This window comes from Myceligenerans pegani (genome assembly GCF_014892515.1).
Lineage (GTDB): Bacteria > Actinomycetota > Actinomycetes > Actinomycetales > Cellulomonadaceae > Myceligenerans > Myceligenerans pegani.
In genome coordinates this window covers 197,087-214,587 of sequence record NZ_JADBGR010000109.1, presented here as the reverse complement: position 1 = coordinate 214,587, position 17,501 = coordinate 197,087, and the positions used below count along the sequence as shown (strand labels likewise).

At 72.2% G+C, this 17,501-nt stretch carries 9 protein-coding genes; 7 read left to right on the top strand and 2 right to left on the bottom strand.

All coding sequences use genetic code 11. From position 1 onward, the window contains the following. Positions 1-113: 113 nt before the first annotated feature. Complete coding sequence (locus IIE03_RS23895; protein ID WP_192865280.1) at positions 114-2,528, top strand: rhamnogalacturonan lyase; 2,415 nt, start codon at positions 114-116, stop codon at positions 2,526-2,528. 225 nt (positions 2,529-2,753) lie between these two features. Beyond that, positions 2,754-4,997, top strand: coding sequence for a beta-galactosidase (locus IIE03_RS23890; RefSeq protein ID WP_192865279.1), 2,244 nt, complete (start codon positions 2,754-2,756; stop codon positions 4,995-4,997). Between the two features lie 19 nt (positions 4,998-5,016). Here the strand turns inward: IIE03_RS23890 and IIE03_RS23885 are convergent, their stop codons facing one another. Together IIE03_RS23885 and IIE03_RS23880 are read right to left on the bottom strand one after the other, a co-directional pair. Next, the gene (locus IIE03_RS23885) at positions 5,017-6,465 is read right to left on the bottom strand and encodes an APC family permease (protein ID WP_225998242.1); all 1,449 of its coding nucleotides are present in this window, start codon (positions 6,463-6,465) and stop codon (positions 5,017-5,019) included. Further along, positions 6,465-7,550 (bottom strand): LacI family DNA-binding transcriptional regulator, encoded by a 1,086-nt coding sequence (locus IIE03_RS23880; RefSeq protein ID WP_192865278.1) that lies wholly within the window; start codon positions 7,548-7,550, stop codon positions 6,465-6,467. Before IIE03_RS23880 ends, IIE03_RS23885 begins: the two co-directional genes overlap by 1 nt. 176 nt (positions 7,551-7,726) lie before the next feature. On the opposite strand from IIE03_RS23880, the gene IIE03_RS23875 reads away from it, so the two are divergent. The 5 genes from IIE03_RS23875 (at position 7,727) to IIE03_RS23855 (ending at position 17,488) form a co-directional block, all read left to right on the top strand. Further along, entirely contained in the window at positions 7,727-8,110 is a 384-nt protein-coding gene (locus IIE03_RS23875) for an L-rhamnose mutarotase (protein ID WP_192865277.1), read from the top strand. A gap of 199 nt (positions 8,111-8,309) precedes the next feature. Then, positions 8,310-11,687 carry a CARDB domain-containing protein gene (locus IIE03_RS23870; protein WP_192865276.1) on the top strand — a complete coding sequence of 1,126 codons (3,378 nt, stop codon included), beginning with the start codon at positions 8,310-8,312 and terminating at the stop codon, positions 11,685-11,687. Between the two features lie 434 nt (positions 11,688-12,121). Continuing rightward, positions 12,122-13,285, top strand: coding sequence for an L-rhamnose isomerase (gene rhaI, locus IIE03_RS23865; RefSeq protein ID WP_192865275.1), 1,164 nt, complete (start codon positions 12,122-12,124; stop codon positions 13,283-13,285). 166 nt (positions 13,286-13,451) lie between these two features. Next, the gene (locus IIE03_RS23860) at positions 13,452-15,536 is read left to right on the top strand and encodes a bifunctional aldolase/short-chain dehydrogenase (RefSeq protein ID WP_192865274.1); all 2,085 of its coding nucleotides are present in this window, start codon (positions 13,452-13,454) and stop codon (positions 15,534-15,536) included. After that, entirely contained in the window at positions 15,533-17,488 is a 1,956-nt protein-coding gene (locus tag IIE03_RS23855) for a rhamnulokinase (protein ID WP_225998241.1), read from the top strand. Before IIE03_RS23860 ends, IIE03_RS23855 begins: the two co-directional genes overlap by 4 nt. Positions 17,489-17,501: the final 13 nt, after the last annotated feature.

Here is a 17,501-nt window from a genome sequence, read left to right as displayed (position 1 = left end):
CGCGCGGGAAGGGGCGTCGGGAGCCTCGTTCCAGGGCCGGGAGCCTCGTGCCGGTTCCCGCAGTTCGACACCGATCCCGACAGGCAAGATCCCGACAGGCAAGGAGTACAACGATGTCTTCCTCGTCCATCAGGGCAGGAGCGGCCGCCGCGGCCGGACTCGCCCTCACGCTCACCGGGGCGGCCCTGCCCGCCCAGGCGGGCCCGCCGGCCGACGCGGGGCTGTCCGCCCCGGCGTCGTCGAACCAGGCGTCGTCGAACCCGGCGTCGTCGCACGCGACGTGGCCGGATCGCCCAGGCCGGCCGGGGCACGGTGCCGCGCTCGAGGACCTGGACCGCGGCCTGGTCGCGGCCGCGACCAGCGAGGGCGTGTTCCTCAGCTGGCGGCTGCTCGGGACCGAGGTCACCGGCACCACCGCCACCGGCATGGCCGGCCCTCGCTTCGCCGTCTACCGTGACGGCCGGCGCATCGCCACGGTCACCGACTCGACGAACTACATCGACACCGACGGCGACGCGGACAGCCGGTACAAGGTCCGCCCGCTCGGCGGCGGCCGCGACGGCGACGCCCGGTCTTCCGGGCGCGGCCCCTCCGGCACCGTCCGCCCCTGGACCGACGACTTCCTGGACATCCCGCTGAACAGGCCGGCCGACGGCGACACGCCGGCCGGCGAGGAGTACACCTACCGCGCCAACGACGCGTCGGTCGCGGACCTGGACGGCGACGGGACCTACGAGATCGTCGTGAAGTGGGACCCGTCCAACTCGAAGGACGTGTCCCAGAAGGGCTACACCGGCAACCAGATCCTGGACGCCTACACCCTCGACGGCACCCAGCTCTGGCGCATCGACCTCGGCGTCAACATCCGATCCGGTGCGCACTACACCCAGTTCCCGGTCTACGACTTCGACGGCGACGGGACCGCCGAGCTCATGGTGAAGACCGCACCCGGGACGAAGGTCACGCGGTACCGGAACGGCCGCCCGGGACCGTCGTCGTACATCCACATCCCCTGGGACGACCGGCGCGAGGGCGTGCGGAACACCGACGACTACCGCTTCTCCGCGGACGACTACTACGAGTACCTGGTGGACGTGCTCGCCGGCTGGTCGGAGCGCGAGGAGGTGACGAGCGGTCAGTGGCCCGCCACGCTGGAGGAGGCGTGGGGCATCGAGCCGCGGTGGGAGTACCCGCTGTCGGACGCCGACGCGCGAGCCGCGGCGGACCACTTCATCGACGTCTACGCGCCGGCCCGTTCGGGCCGCAACGAGCTGCGGCAGTTCGAGGGCTTCGTCATCACCGGCCCGGAGTACCTCACGGTGTTCGACGGCGCCACCGGGCGCGACCTGCAGACCATCGACTACAAGCCCGGCCGGGGCGATGACGGCCTCCTGTGGGGCGACTACGCGATGAGCCGGATCGAGCCGGGCAACCGGGTGGACCGGTTCCTGGCGGGCGTGGCCCACCTGGGCGGCCCGGAGGAGAACGCGAGCGCGATCTTCGCGCGCGGCTACTACACGCGCTCCACGATCGTCGCGTACGACTGGGACGGCAGGCGGCTGCACGAGCGGTGGTTCGCCGACTCGGGGCACGCGCCGATGTCGAACCCGTTCAACGACGGCCCGCACGGCGTCGAGGGGACGTCCGAGGAGTGGGGGACGCTGACCACACAGGGCTTCCACTCGCTGTCGGCGGCCGACGTCGACGGCGACGGGCGGCACGAGATCGTCTACGGCTCCGCGACGCTGGACGACGACGGATCGCTGCTGTACTCGTCCTACGACACGATGCCGGAGGGCTCGGCGGACCCCGGCGCACAGGCGAAGCTCGGCCACGGTGACGCGATGGCCGTGACCGACATCGACCCCTCGCGGCCAGGCCTCGAGATCTGGACGTGCCACGAGGGCGGCGCCTGGGCCCCGTACGGCCAGGCGATGCGCGACGCCGCGACCGGCGAGGTGCTGTTCGGCGCCTTCTCCGGGCGGGACACGGGGCGGTCGATGATCGGCGACGTCTACCCGGACGTCCCGGGCATCGAAGTCTGGGCGTCGATGCCGGACGGGACGCTCGGGTCGGGGACGCTGTCCGCCACCGGTGAGACGGTCTCGCCGGACACGATGGGGACCAACGCCTCCGTGCGCTGGGCCGGCGACGGCTCCACGCAGATCCTGAACGGCGGCAACGACGTCACGCCGGCGATCGTGGACCGGCAGCGCGGCACGCTGCGGACCCTGGACGGGACGCTGACCAACAACGGCACCAAGGGCAACGCGGCGCTGATCGCGGACGTGCTGGGCGACTGGCGCGAGGAGGTCCTGGTGCGGACGGAGGACTCGTCGGCGCTCCGGCTGTACCTGTCCACAGAGGTCTCGGACATCAAGCTGCACACGCTCATGCACGACCCGCAGTACCGGGTCGAGGTGGCGCGCCAGCAGACCACCTACAACCAGCCCTCGTACACGAGCTTCTACCTGGCCACGGACACGGACTGGAGCACGGTCCCGCTGCCCCCGAACGCCAGGGGCTGACCCGGCAGCGGGCCGGGTGGGCTGCCGAGCTCGCCCGGCCCGCCACGCCGCCCGGCGCCGGCCCCGCCATGGCGGAAGGCCGGCGCCGACCACGCCGCTCTGAGCGATGGTAACGTCACCATCGCTCAGAGTGGCGTGGTCGCGCGAGCGTCATGGCGTGGTCGTGGCGGGTCGTGGGGCGTCATCGCGGGCGTTGATCTGAAACCTTTCCGACGGGATCCATTCATGCGACGACGCACTTCCCCGAGCGGGTTCGACACCGCCGGGATCCGGCCCTGGAACGCCGGCATCGACGGCCTCGCGTTCGGCGGGGACTACAACCCGGAGCAGTGGCCCGACGACGTCCGCCTCGAGGACATCGAGCTCATGCGCGAGGCGGGCGTGAACATCGTCAGCCTGGCGATCTTCGCGTGGGCCACCGTCGAGCCGCGCGAGGGAGAGTTCGACTGGGCCTGGCTGGACACCACCATGGACCGCCTGCACGCGGCGGGCATCAGGGTCGCCCTGGCGACGGCCACCGCGGCGGCGCCGCCCTGGCTCACCCGCAAGCACCCCGAGATCCTGCCGCAGCGTTCCGACGGCACCGTGCTGCACCAGGGCTCCCGCCAGACCTACTCGATCCACCACCCGGTCTTCCGCGACTACGCCGTCGGCATGGCCGAGCGGGTCGCGCGTCGCTACGCCGACCACCCGGCGCTCGCGCTGTGGCACGTCGACAACGAGATCGGCTGCCACAACCCCCGCGACTGGTCCCCTGCCGCGGCGGACGCCTTCCGGGACTGGCTGCGCGAGCGCTACGGCGACCTCGACGACCTGAACGAGGCGTGGGGGACGGCGTTCTGGTCCCAGCGCTACGGGTCGTTCGACGACGTGCTCCCGCCCCGGGACACCACTGCCTTCGGGAACCCCACCCAGCTGCTCGACTTCGATCGCTTCAACTCCGACGCGCTCCTCGACTACTACCGCGACCTGCGCGACACCCTCCGCGAGATCACCCCGCACGTGCCGACCACCACCAACCTCATGGCCGGCAGCCACAAGGAGATGGACTACTTCTCCTGGGCGGACGACCTCGACGTCGTCGCGAACGACAACTACACCCTGGCCGCCGACCCCGACCGGCACCTCCTGCTCTCCCTCAGCGCCGACCTGTCCCGCGGGATCGCGGGCGGGGACCCGTGGATCCTCATGGAGCACTCCACGAGCGCCGTGAACTGGCAGTCGCGCAACCGCGCGAAGCAGCCGGGCGAGATGCTGCGCAACTCGCTCGCGCACGTCGCGCGCGGTTCCGATGCCGTGATGTTCTTCCAGTGGCGCGCGAGCAAGGCGGGCGCGGAGAAGTACCACAGCGCGCTCGTGCCGCACGCGGGGACCGACTCCGACCTGTGGCGGGACGTCGTCGCACTGGGCGGGGCGGTCAAGGCGCTCGGGGAGGTGCGCGGCTCCCGCGTCGTGGCGCGGACGGCGCTCGTCCTGGACTGGCCCGCCTGGTGGGCCTGCGAGCAGGACGTGCACCCCACTCAGGTGCAGTACCCCGACCAGGTCCTCGCCTGGTACAAGGCGCTGTGGCGGCTCGGCGTGACGGTGGACGTCGTGCCGCCGTCGCGGGATCTGGACGGCTACGACCTGGTCGTGGTGCCGACCCTGTACCTCGTGTCCGACGCCGACGCCGCCCGGGTGCGCGCCGCCGCCGAGCGCGGGGCGACCGTGCTCATCACCTACTTCTCCGGGATCGTCGACGAGAACGACCACATCCGCCTCGGCGGGTACCCCGGGGCCTACCGCGACCTGCTCGGCGTGCGGACCGAGGAGTTCTTCCCGCTCCAGGAGGGTGAGTCGGTGCGCGTCTCCGGCGCGTCGCTGCCGGGCGGCGGCCTCACCGCCGACCTGTGGACGGAGAAGTCGACCGTCACCGACGGCGTCGAGGTGATCGCCGCCTACGACGACGGGCCACTTCCCGGGGGCCCGGCGATCACCCGCCGGACGGTCCCGGCCGGCGGAGATCCGGGCACGGTGTCGGCGGCCGCGGCCCCGGTGAGCACCGCCGGCACGGCTGCCGCGGCGGGCCCGGGCGGCTCGGCGGGCCCTGGCGTTCCGGCGGGCTCCGCAGGTTCCGCCGCCGCGCGCTCGTCGACCGGCTCCGCCTGGTACGTCGCCACGCGGCTGTCCGACGAGGGAGTCGCCCACATCGCCCGCAGGGTCGCCGACGAGGCGGGTGTGCTTCCGTCGGCCGCGGTCCCGGAGGGGGTCGAGGTGGTCCGCCGCGTCGCCGACGGCGTCGAGTTCGTCTTCGCGATCAACCACACCGATGCGGAGGTCACCGTCGACGCCGGGCGCCCGGCACCGTTGTCGGACACCGATGCCGCCCTTGCGGCGGTTGTCGGCACCGACCTGCTGACCGGCGAGGACGTCACGTCCCCGCTGACGATCCCGGCCGGGGGCGTCCGGGTGGTGCGCGTCCCGGTGTGACCGCGGGGTACGCGGCCGCTCAGTCGGTGCCGCCCTCCGGATCGCCCATGGCCCGGGGGTCGGTGATGCGGTTCCTCTGGCCCACCAGCCTGTTGGTGAGCCGGGTCAGGATGCCGAGCGCCAGCCCGATCCCGAGCAGCCACGCCGCGATCTCGTACTGGATCACCGCACGTCCGGTCCACGGCCCGACGAAGAAGGCGCACGTGATCGCGCCGATCACCGGCAGGATCGTGGGCGCCCGGAAATGGGGCCGTCCGATGCGGTCCTTGCGCAGCACCAGGACACAGACGTTCACGATCGCGAAGACGGCGAGCAGGAGCAGCGCCGTCGTCCCGCCGAGGGCAGAGACCACACTGTTCTCCGGATCGCGGCTCACGAACCAGATCAGACCGAACGCGATCGCCGTCGTGAAGAGGATCGCGGCCCACGGGGTGCGCCGGGCCGGGCCGACCCTGCCGAGGAACGGCGGCAGCACGTTCTGCTTCGCCATCCCGTACAGCAGCCGCGACGCCATGAGCATGTTGATCAGCGCCGAGTTGGCCACCGCGAACATCGAGATGAACGGGAGGACGTCGGCGGCCGGCACTCCGGGCGCCGCGCGTTCCACCACCAGGACCAGTGGCGTCCCCTCCGCGGCGGCCAGCTCACCGACCGGCACGATCGCGACGGCGAAGATCGCGATCAGCACGTAGATCAGGCCGGTGAGGCCGATCCCGGCGATCATCATCCGGGGGAAGTTCCGCACCGGGTCGTGGGTCTCCTCGGCCATGTTCACCGAGTCCTCGAAGCCCACCATCGCGAAGAACGCCAGCGACGTCGCCGCCGTCACCGCGAAGAACGCGCTCTTGTCCCCGGGGCTGTCGAACACGACCGTGCGGCTGAAGTCGACCCTGTCGGCGAACACCGCGTAGAAGCCGACCAGGATCACGAGCAGCAGGCCCGAGAGCTCCACCAGCGTGAGGAAGATGTTCGCCCGGACGCTCTCGCCCACGCCGCGCAGGTTGATCGCCGCCACCGACGCCATGAACAGCAGCGCGACGACGACGATCAGCGTGGCGTCCTGCCTGTCGAGCCCGAAGCCGAGCGCGAGGTTCTCGGCGAACGCCCGCGACGCCGTCGACGCGGACGTGATGCCCGAGCACATCACGGTGAAGCACACCATGAACGTGAACAGGTGGATCCCGAACGCCTTGTGCGTGTACAGGGCGGCGCCCGCGGCGTGCGGATACTTCGTCACCAGCTCCAGGTACGAGAACGCCGTGACCAGGGCGATCAGGAACGCGACGAGGAACGGTGCCCATGCCGCGCCGCCCACCTCCGCGGCGACCTGCCCCGTCAGCGCGTACACGCCCGTGCCGAGGATGTCCCCGACGATGAACAGCAGCAGGAGCTTCGGCCCCATGACCCGCCTGAGCTCGGTGGGCTCCTCGCCCGGAACCGTCCGCCCCTCCGGCACCGACCGGCTCATCAGGGACTCCCGGCCTCGAGAGGACTCGTCGTCGACGACTCCCGGATCACCAGCTCCGGCGAGAACACCACCTGCTCCGGCGCCGAGCCCTCCGGGCGGAACAGCAGGTCGGCGGCGCGCGTGCCCAGCTCCAGCGTCGGCTGCCGCACCGAGCTCAGGGGCGTGGCGAGTTCCGCGGCGAACGTGACGTCGTCGTAGCCGACCACCGCGATCTCCTCCGGGACCGCGACGCCGTCCCGCCGCAGCGTGCGCAGCACGCCAAGGGCCACCAGGTCGTTCACGCAGAACACCGCCGACGGTCGCGCCGCCGCCGGCAGCGCGAGGAGCTCGCGGATGCCCGCCTCGCCACCGTCCGGCGTCAGGCTCGGCACCGTGATCTCCTCCAGCGCCACCTCCGGATCCAGGCCGGCGTCGGTCATCGCCGCGGCCGCGCCCTCACGACGGTCCCGGCACTGCCGGATCGTGTGCGGGCCGTTGAGGAGCGCGACCCGCTCGTGACCCTGCGCGATCAGGTGCTCGACGGCGAGGCGCCCACCCGCGACGTCGTCCACCGCCACCGACGCCACCTCCGGAACCGGCGACGGCCGGTCCAGCAGCACCACCGCGGTGCCGCGCTCGCGCACCGCGAGGACGTGGTCGATGTCGTCCGTGGCCGGGCTGACGATGACCCCCTGCACCCCGTGCTCCTCGTAGAGGCGCAGGTAGCGGCGCTCGCGATCCAGGTCCTCGTCGGAGCCGGCGACCATCAGGGTGAACGAGTCGCGTTCCAGCCGGTCCTGGATGCCGCGCGCGACATCCGTGAAGAACGGGTTCGAGAGGTCCAGCACCACGACGCCGACGCTCGTCAGCGTGCCCGCGCGGAGCTGCCGCGCCGATCCGTTGCGCACGAAGTTCAGCTCGGCGATGGCCGCCTCGACCCTCTCGCGGGTGGCGGGGAGCACACGGTCGGGCTTGTTGAGCACGTTCGAGACGGTGCCGACGGCGACGCCGGCGGCCTTGGCGACGTCGGTGATCGATGCCCGACGGCGTACCGTGCGCGCGCTCGCCGGGCTCGCCGCGTTCGACGCCTTCGTGGAATCAGCCATGTTCCCCATTATGGAGCGGTTCAGGGGGACCGGCGGGCCGGTCGGCCGGGCCGGCTGTGCCCTGCGGCGCCGGCGTGCGACGGTGGGCCGGCGTAGGCCGGTCGGCCGCTCCGGCATGGGATACGGTCTGAACCGTTTCAACCCGACGTGTTTCACCACCGACGAGGAGGTCGACGATGACGGAACCGGCAGCAGGTCCGCGGCGGGGCCGCGTGTGCTTCACCTCGCAGGTCCGGCCCGACCGGCTGGAGGAGTACCGCGCGGCGCACGCCGCCGTGTGGCCGGAGATGCTGGAGGCGCTGCGCGACGCCGGCTGGCGTGACTACCACCTGTACCTGCGGGACGACGGCTTGCTGGTCGGCATCCTCGAGACCGACGACTACGACGCCGCGCAGGCGGGCATGGCGGCCACCGAGGTGAACGCCCGCTGGCAGGCGGAGATGGGCGGCTTCTTCGTCGACGACGGCAACCCGGACGAGGGCTTCGTGATCCTCGACGAGATCTTCCACCTGGAGTCCCAGCTCCGCGCGGCGGGCCTGCCGACCACGCCGCGGCGCTGACGCCGCCGCTCCGGCGCCCCCGGGCTCGCTCAGGGCCCCTTGACGGCCCGGGTGAGATTCTCGTACCGTCCTGGGTGCAAGAAGTTGACAGCAATGAAGCAAGAAACTCTGCATCGATCGCAACTCTTCCATCTCGCCCCGTCGAGCAGCGCTGCCCGCGGGTCGACGAGCCCGCGCAGTCGGGAGAACGAGGACGTTCATGAGAATCCCCTGGAAGCACACGGTCGTGGCGGGCGCCGCGGTGGCGCTCGTCGCGCCGCTCGGGGTGGCCTCCGCCGCACATGCCGCGGACGCCACCAATCTCGCGCTCGGCAAGCCGATCACGGCGTCGTCCGTCACGCAGAACTACGTCGCGAGCAACGCGAACGACGGGAACACCGGCTCCTACTGGGAGGGTGCCGGCGGGCAGTACCCGTCGCACCTGACCGTCGACCTCGGACAGGAGGCCGCCGTGGAGCGCGTCGTCGTCACGCTGCCGCCGCCCGACATCTGGTCGCCGCGCACGCAGACGTTCAGCGTGCTGGGCAGGTCCGACGGCGAGTCGTCGTTCCGCACGCTCGAGGCGTCGGCGGCCTACGGCTTCGACCCCGCGAGCGGCAACCGGGTCGAGATCCCGCTCGCGGCGGAGGTCGACGAGCTCCGCCTGGCCTTCAGCGCCAACACCGGCGCGGGCAACGGCCAGGTCTCCGAGCTGGAGGTGTGGGGCACCCCCACGGGCGACGACCCCACGGACCCGCCCACCGAGCCGACCGGACCCAACCGCGCGGAGGGTCGCCCGGTGACGGCGTCGTCGACGCAATGGACCTACGTCGCGTCGAACGCGGTGGACGGGCAGGTCGGGACCTACTGGGAGGGCGCGGGCGGGCAGTACCCGTCCACGCTCGACGTCTCGCTGGCCGCGCCGACGACGCTCAGCAGCGTGCGTCTGCGCCTCGACCCCGACCCGGTGTGGGGCCCGCGTACCCAGACGTTCTCGATCTGGGGACGTTCGGGCACCGCCTCGTGGCAGGAACTCGTACCGTCCGCCGGGCACGCCTTCGCCTCGGGGAGCGGCAACCTCGTGGACGTCGCGGTGAGCGGGACCGTCACCGACCTGCGCCTGCGTTTCACAGGCAACACCGGCGCGGGCAACGGGCAGGTGGCCGAGCTCGAGGTCTACGGCGAGCTGGAGCCGAACCCCGACCTGACGGTCACAGAGGTGACCGCGGCCCCGGCGTCGCCCGACGCGACGACTCCCGTCACGCTCACCGCCACGGTCGAGAACACCGGCGACCGCGCGTCCGAGGCCACCGTGGTCGACGCCACGGTCGGCGGGAGCGCCGCCGGATCCGCGGACCTCGCGGCGCTGGACCCCGGCGCGAGCACGCGGGTGGAGATCCCCGTCGGGACGCATCCCGCGGGTGAGCACACGGTCGGCGCCGTCGTCGACCCCGAAGACCTGGTGACCGAGCACGACGAGACGAACAACGCGCTCACGTCGCCGGAGAAGCTCGTGATCGACGAGGCCCCCGGGCCCGACCTCGAGGTCGTCTCCGTGTCCGCGAACCCGTCTGCCCCCGCCGCCGGGGACGACGTGACCTTCGCGGTCAAGGTGCGCAACCGTGGCAACGAGCCGGTGGCGGCCGGATCCGTGACCCGTGTCGTCGTAGGCTCCAGCACGCTCGACGGCACCACCCCGGCGGTCGGGGCCGGGGAGACGGTCACCGTGACGCCCGACGACTCGTGGACCGCCACCGACGGCGGGGTCACCGCGACCGCCACGGCCGACGCGACCGACGTCGTCGACGAGACGGACGAGGGCAACAACACGGGCACGCTCACCGTCACCGTCGGGCGCGGCGCCGCCGTCCCGTACACGACCTACGAGGCCGAGGACGGCGAGTACACCGGCGAACTGCTCCAGACCGATCCGCTGCGCACCTTCGGGCACACCAACTTCGCGACCGAGTCCTCCGGCCGCGAGTCCGTGCGCCTCACGGGCACGGGCCAGTACGTCGAGTTCACCTCCACCACCCCGACGAACTCGATCGTCGTCCGCAACTCCATCCCGGACGCGCCGGGCGGCGGCGGCCAGGACAAGACCATCAGCCTCTACGCGGACGGCGAGTTCGTGCAGAAGCTGACGTTCTCGTCGAGGCACTCGTGGCTGTACGGGACGACGGACGCGCCCGAAGGGCTCACCAACACCCCGGGCGGGGACGCGCGCCGGCTGTTCGACGAGTCGCACGCGCTCCTGGGCCGGGACTTCCCCGCGGGCACGGTGTTCCGCCTCCAGCGGGACGCGGACGACGACGCACAGTTCTACATCCTCGACCTGATCGAGCTCGAGCAGGTCGCGCCGCCGCGGCCCAAGCCCGCGCAGTGCACCTCGATCACCGAGTACGGCGCCGTGCCGGACGACGGGATCGAGGACACCGACGCCATCCAGGCCGCCGTGACGGCGGACCAGGAGGGCGAGATCGACTGCGTGTGGATCCCGGCCGGCCGGTGGCGCCAGGAGCGCAAGATCCTCACGGAGGACCCCGGCCGTAACGGCTACAACCAGGTGGGCATCCGCGACGTGACGATCCGCGGCGCGGGTATGTGGCACTCGCAGCTCTACAGCCTGATCGAGCCCCAGGACGCCGATGGCATCAACCATCCGCACGAGGGCAACTTCGGGTTCGACATCGACGCGGGGGTCCAGATCTCCGACATCGCGATCTTCGGGTCCGGCCGCATCCGTGGCGGTGACGGCAACGACGAGGGCGGCGTCGGCCTGAACGGGCGGTTCGGCGAGGGCACCAGGATCAGCAACGTGTGGATCGAGCACGCGAACGTCGGCGTGTGGGTGGGCCGCGACTACTCCAACAAGCCCGAGCTCTGGGGTCCGGCCGACGGGCTCCAGTTCTCCGGGATGCGCATCCGCAACACCTACGCGGACGGCATCAACTTCTCCAACGGCACCCGCAACTCGTCGGTGGTCAACTCCACGTTCCGCAACACCGGCGACGACGCCCTCGCGGTGTGGGCCAACCCGTACGTGAAGGACACGTCGGTCGACATCGCGCACGACAACACGTTCCGCAACAACACCGTCCAGCTCCCGTGGCGCGCCAACGGCATCGCCATCTACGGCGGCTACGACAACACCATCGAGAACAACCTGATCTACGACACCATGAACTACCCCGGGATCATGCTGGCGACCGATCACAGTCCGCTGCCGTTCTCGGGGACCACGCTCGTCGCCGGCAACGGGTTGTACCGCACCGGCGGGGCGTTCTGGAACGAGGACCAGGAGTTCGGCGCGATCACGCTGTTCCCGCAGACCCACGACATCGTCGGCGTCACGATTCGTGACACCGAGATCGTGGACTCGACGTACGACGGGATCCAGTTCAAGAACGGCGGCGGGAACATGCCCGACGTGCGGATCACCAACGTCCGGATCGACAGGTCCAACAACGGGTCCGGGATCCTCGCGATGGGCGGGGCCCGCGGGAACGCCATCCTGTCGGGCGTGACCGTCAGGAACTCCGCCGAGGGGGACATCGAGACGGAACCGGGCTCGACGTTCCGGTTCACCGGGCAGTAGCTCACCGGACGGCAGCTCACCGGACGGCAGAGAGAGGCGGCAGCGCGCGGCATCGCCGCTGCCGAGGCGTGGCCGGCGCCGTCATCCTGTGGATGGCGGCGCCGGTCCGCGTCCGAGGGCCGTGGCCTGCCCGCGTCCGGGGTCAGGCCTGCCCGCGGCCGGGGTCGGACCTGCCCGCGGCCGGGAGGCGGGGTGGCTCCCCCGCCCGGGTGCTGCGGGTCGGGCACGATCGGCACCGGGACCATGCCCGGGTGACGAGGGTCGCGCACGACCACGACCGGGGGCACCCGGAGCGGAAATCGCTTGCCCGGTTCGCGGCCCGTCGCCTTGACCGCGCCCACGGGCGAGGGATACGCTCCCCTTGAATCGTTTCAAGGCGTCCTTCGAGGCGCCACACGCTGCGCGCGACGATGCGCCGGAAGGGAGCCGTGCCGATGACGCCCGAATCAGCCAAGGCGGCACTCCGAGACCACACCATCGAGCTCCCGTCGTGGGCCTTCGGGAACTCGGGGACCCGGTTCAAGGTGTTCGGCCAGCCGGGCGTCCCGCGCGACCCCTACGAGAAGCTCGCCGACGCCGCCCAGGTGCACCAGTACACCGGCGTCGCGCCGCGGGTCAGCCTGCACATCCCGTGGGATCTGGTGGACGACTTCTCCGATCTGTCGCGGCACGCCGCCGACCTCGGCGTCACCATCGGCATGATCAACTCGAACGTCTTCCAGGACGACGACTACATGCTCGGGTCGCTCACGCACCCGGACGCGAGGGTCCGGCGCAAGGCCGTCGACCACCACAAGCAGTGCATCGACGTCATGCGCGCCACCAGGTCCGCGGATCTCAAGGTCTGGCTCGCCGACGGCCTCAACTACCCCGGCCAGGACTCGATCCGCGCCCGCCAGGACCGCCTGGCCGAGTCGCTCGCCGAGATCTACGCCGCCCTCGACGACGACCAGCGCATGGTGCTGGAGTACAAGTTCTTCGAACCCGCCTTCTACTCCACGGACGTCCCCGACTGGGGCACGTCCCTGCTGCACTGCATGGCCCTGGGCGAGCGTGCGAACGTCGTCCTGGACACGGGCCACCACGCCCCCGGCACGAACATCGAGTTCATCGTCGCCCAGCTCCTGCGGCAGGGCCGCCTCGGCGCCTTCGACTTCAACAGCCGCTTCTACGCCGACGACGACCTCATGGTCGGCGCCGCCGACCCGTTCCAGCTCTTCCGGATCATGCACGAGATCGTCCAGGCGGGCGCGCTCGCCCCCGACTCCGGCGTCAACTTCATGCTCGACCAGTGCCACAACATCGAGCCGAAGATCCCCGGCCAGATCCGGTCCGTGATGAACGTGCAGGAGGCCACGGCCAAGGCGCTGCTGGTCGACGCCGACGCGCTCGCCGCCGCCCAGCAGGCCGGAGACGTGCTCGGCGCGAACGGCGTCCTCATGGACGCCTACAACACCGACACGCGCCCGCTCCTGGCGGAGCTCCGCGAGGAACAGGGCCTCGCCCCGGACCCCATGGCGGCGTACGCGGCCTCGGGCTACGCCGAGAAGATCGCGGCCGAGCGGATCGGCGGCGCCCAGGCAGGCTGGGGCGCGTAGGCCGGCCCGCGGCCGACCGCAGACGGCGCGTGGTCGGCTGGTTGTCGGATGATCGGTCCCCCGAGCGGCCGATCATCCGACATCCGACCGACCATCCGTCGTCGGACCGGCCACCCGACATGACCCACCCCGCGGCACAGCCCCGCAGGACAGCTAGGAGCAGCAGATGACCACCCCTGAGACCAACCCGGCCGTCGACGCGCTCGTCGCGCGGTCGAACCGACTCGGCTCCGACCCGCGCGTCACCAACTTCGCCGGCGGCAACACCTCGGCCAAGGGCACCGCCACCGACCCTGTGACCGGCGACGACGTCGAACTCCTGTGGGTCAAGGGCTCCGGCGGCGACCTCGGCACGTTGCGGCCTCAGGGCCTCGCGGTCCTCCGCCTCGACCGCATGCGCGCCTTGGTCGACACCTATCCCGGCGTCGACCGCGAGGACGAGATGGTCGCCGCCTTCGACTACTGCCTCCACGGCAAGGGCGGCGCCGCGCCGTCCATCGACACGGCCATGCACGGCCTCGTCGACGCCGCCCACGTCGACCACCTGCACCCCGACTCCGGGATCGCCGTCGCCGCCGCGGCCGGCGGCGAGGCCCTCACCGCCGAGATCTTCGGCGACGAGGTCGTCTGGGTCCCGTGGCGTCGCCCAGGCTTCCAGCTCGGCCTCGACATCGCGGCGATCAAGGCGAAGAATCCGCAGGCCATCGGTTGCGTCCTCGGCGGCCACGGCATCACCGCCTGGGGCGACACGTCCGAGGAGTGCGAGGAGCGCTCGCTGACCATCATCCGCAAGGCGGAGGAGTTCATCGCCGCGCGCACCGCCGACCTCGCCGAGCGCGGGGAGCACCCGTTCGGCCCCGTCCGCCCGGGCTTCGAACCGCTGCCCGACGACGAGCGTCGCGCCAAGGCGGCCGCGCTCGCGCCCGTGATCCGTGGCCTGGCCTCGACGGATGCCCCGCAGGTGGGACACTTCACCGACTCCGACGTCGTGCTCGACTTCCTGTCCCGCGGGAAGCTCGCCGTGCTGGCGGACCTGGGGACCTCCTGCCCCGACCACTTCCTGCGCACCAAGGTGAAGCCGCTCGTGGTGGACCTGCCCGCGGACGCGCCGGTGGACGACGTCGTCGCGCGCCTGCGTGAGCTGCACGCCGAGTACCGCGAGGACTACGCCGCCTACTACGAGCGTGGCGCGGCCGCCGCACGGGAACGCGGCGAGGAGCCGCCCGCCATGCGCGGCGCGGATCCGCTGATCGTGCTGGTGCCGGGCGTCGGCATGTTCTCGTTCGGGCGGAACAAGCAGACCGCCCGGGTGGCCGGCGAGTTCTACGTGAACGCGATCAACGTGATGCGCGGAGCCGAGGCGATCTCCACCTACGCGCCGATCGACGAGTCGGAGAAGTTCCGCATCGAGTACTGGGCCCTGGAGGAGGCCAAGCTCCGGCGCATGCCCACGCCGAAGCCCCTGGCCACGCGGGTTGCGCTGGTGACCGGCGGCGCGTCCGGCATCGGGCTGGCCACCGCGCGGCGGCTCGCAGCCGAGGGCGCGTGCGTCGTCGTGGCCGACCTCGATGCGGCGAAGTCCGCCGAGGTCGCGACCGAGCTCGGCGGGCCCGACGTCGCCGTCGGCGTCGCCGCGAACGTGACCTCCGCCGACGACGTCGCCGCCGCCGTGGACGCCGCCGCGCTGGCGTTCGGCGGCGTGGACCTCGTGGTGAACAACGCCGGCCTGTCGATCAGCAAGCCGCTGCTGGAGACCACGGAGCAGGACTGGGACCTGCAGCACGACGTCATGGCGCGCGGCTCGTTCCTCGTCGCCCGCGAGGCCGCCCGGGCGATGATCGCGCAGGGCATGGGCGGCGACATCGTCTACATCGCGTCGAAGAACTCGTTGTTCGCGGGCCCGAACAACGTGGCCTACTCCGCGGCCAAGGCCGACCAGGCGCACCAGGTGCGGCTCCTCGCGGCCGAACTCGGCGAGCACGGCATCCGCGTCAACGGGATCAACCCCGACGGGGTGGTCCGCGGGTCCGGGATCTTCGCCGGGGGCTGGGGCGCCAAGCGGGCGGCGGTCTACGGCGTGCCGGAGGAGGAGCTGGGGCAGTTCTACGCCCAGCGCACCCTGCTCAAGCGCGAGGTGCTGCCCGAGCACGTGGCCGCCGCGGTGTTCGCGCTGACCGGCCCGGACCTGCCCCTCACCACGGGCCTCCACGTCCCGGTCGACTCCGGCGTGGCGGCGGCGTTCCTCCGATGAGCGGTCGCGAGTCCGAGGCAGGCCTCGACGCAGCCGGGCCCGATACGGACGGGCGCGACGCAGCCGTGCCTGGTACGGAGAGGCGCGACGCGGCCGGGCCCGATGCCGCCGTGTCCGACGAGGCCCGGGCCGCGTCGGCGGCCGGTGCCGCGTTCATCGCCGTCGATCTGGGTGCGACGTCGGGCCGCGTCATGCTGGGGGTCCTGCACTCGGGCGCGACGGATGGCGACCCGGACGTCGTCCTCGGCCACGGTGCGGGCGGAGCGGCGAGGCGAGGAGACGAGGCGTCGGCGGACGACGCCGCGCGGGCAGTGGAGGACGGGCCGGCGCGGGTCGAGCTGGTCGAGTGCGGGCGGTTTCCGAACGGTCCGGCGGTGCACGACGGCGGGTTGCGCTGGGACGTCGAGGCACTCTGGGACGGGATCGTGGCCGGGCTGCGCGAAGCCGGGTCCGTCGCCGCGCGGCGAGGGCTCGAGGTGCGGGGGATCGGCGTCGACTCGTGGGCCGTCGACCACGGCTTCCTGGACGACGACGGCGCGCTGCTCGCCCGGCCCTGGTGCTATCGCGATTCGCGGACCGACGCCGCGCGCGAGCGCGTGTACGCGCGGATCCCCTTCGCCGAGCACTACGCGGTCAACGGGTTGCAGGACCTGCCCTTCACGTCGGTGTTCCAGTTCGTGGCGAGCGCGGCAGGAGCCGGCAAGACCGAGTGGTCCCGCGCCGCGCAGGTGCTCCTGGTCCCCGACCTGATCACCTACCGGCTCACCGGCCGCCGCGTGGCCGAGGTGACGAACGCGTCCACCACCGGCCTGCTCGACGCCCGGACCCGCACCTGGTCCGACGCGCACATCGCACGGCTCGCGGAGGAGTTCCCGGAACTCGGCGACCTCCGGGCGCGCCTTCCGGAACTGGTCGAGCCGGGGACCGCCGTCGGACACCTGCTTCCGGGCATCCGCGAGGCGACGGGCCTGGGCGAGGTGCCGGTGTTCGCCGTTGCCTCCCACGACACGGCGTCCGCGGTCGCCGCGGCGCCGCTCGACCATGCGGTTCCTGACGAACCACGCGATTCCGTCCGTTCTGGGGCGCAGAACGGAACGAACGACATGGTTCCTGGAGCGGCGGCCTACATCTCCTCCGGGACATGGTCGTTGGTCGGGCTCGAGCTGGACAGGCCGGTGCTCGGCGACGCCAGCCGCGAGGCGAACTTCACCAACGAGCTCGGCATCGACGGCACCGTGCGGTACCTGCGCAACGTCATGGGGCTGTGGATCCTCAACGAGTGCGTGCGGGAGTGGTCGGAGGCCGACGGCGAACCCGTCGACCTGCCAGCTCTCCTGGAGGACGCCGCGCGCGAGCCGGGCGGCCGCTGCCTCATCGAGGTCGACGGCGAGGAGTTCCTCGCGCCGGGCGGCATGGCCGACCGGGTCCGCGCGGCGATCGGGCGGCGGATGTCCGCCGCGGGGCCGGTGACGGGAGCGGTGCGGGACGGCGGCGGTCGTGCGGGAGCGGCGCGCGGTGATCGTGGGCCGGAGACTGCGGCGCAGCCTGGGGCCGGGGCGCCGTCGGGGGACCGGGGCCGATCGTCAGCCGCAGGCTCGGGCGTGGAGGCGGTCCCGGAGACCCGCTCGGCGACGGTCCGGGTGGTCCTCGACAGCCTGGCGGCGGCGTACGCCCAGGTCGTGCGGCAGGCAGGAGAGCTGGCCGGAGTGCGCGTCGGGGCGATCCACGTCGTCGGCGGCGGGTCGCAGAACGACCTGCTGAACCGCCTCACGGCCGAGGCCGCGGGCCTGCCGGTGCTCGCCGGCCCGGTCGAGGGGACGGCGCTGGGGAACGTCCTGGTCCAGGCCCGCGCGGCCGGAGCCCTGACGGCCCACGACGGCGGCCCGGCAACGCCGCGGGACCTGCGCGCGACCGTCCGCGCCAGCACACACCTGCGCACCTACGAGGCGTAGCCGACCGCACCAC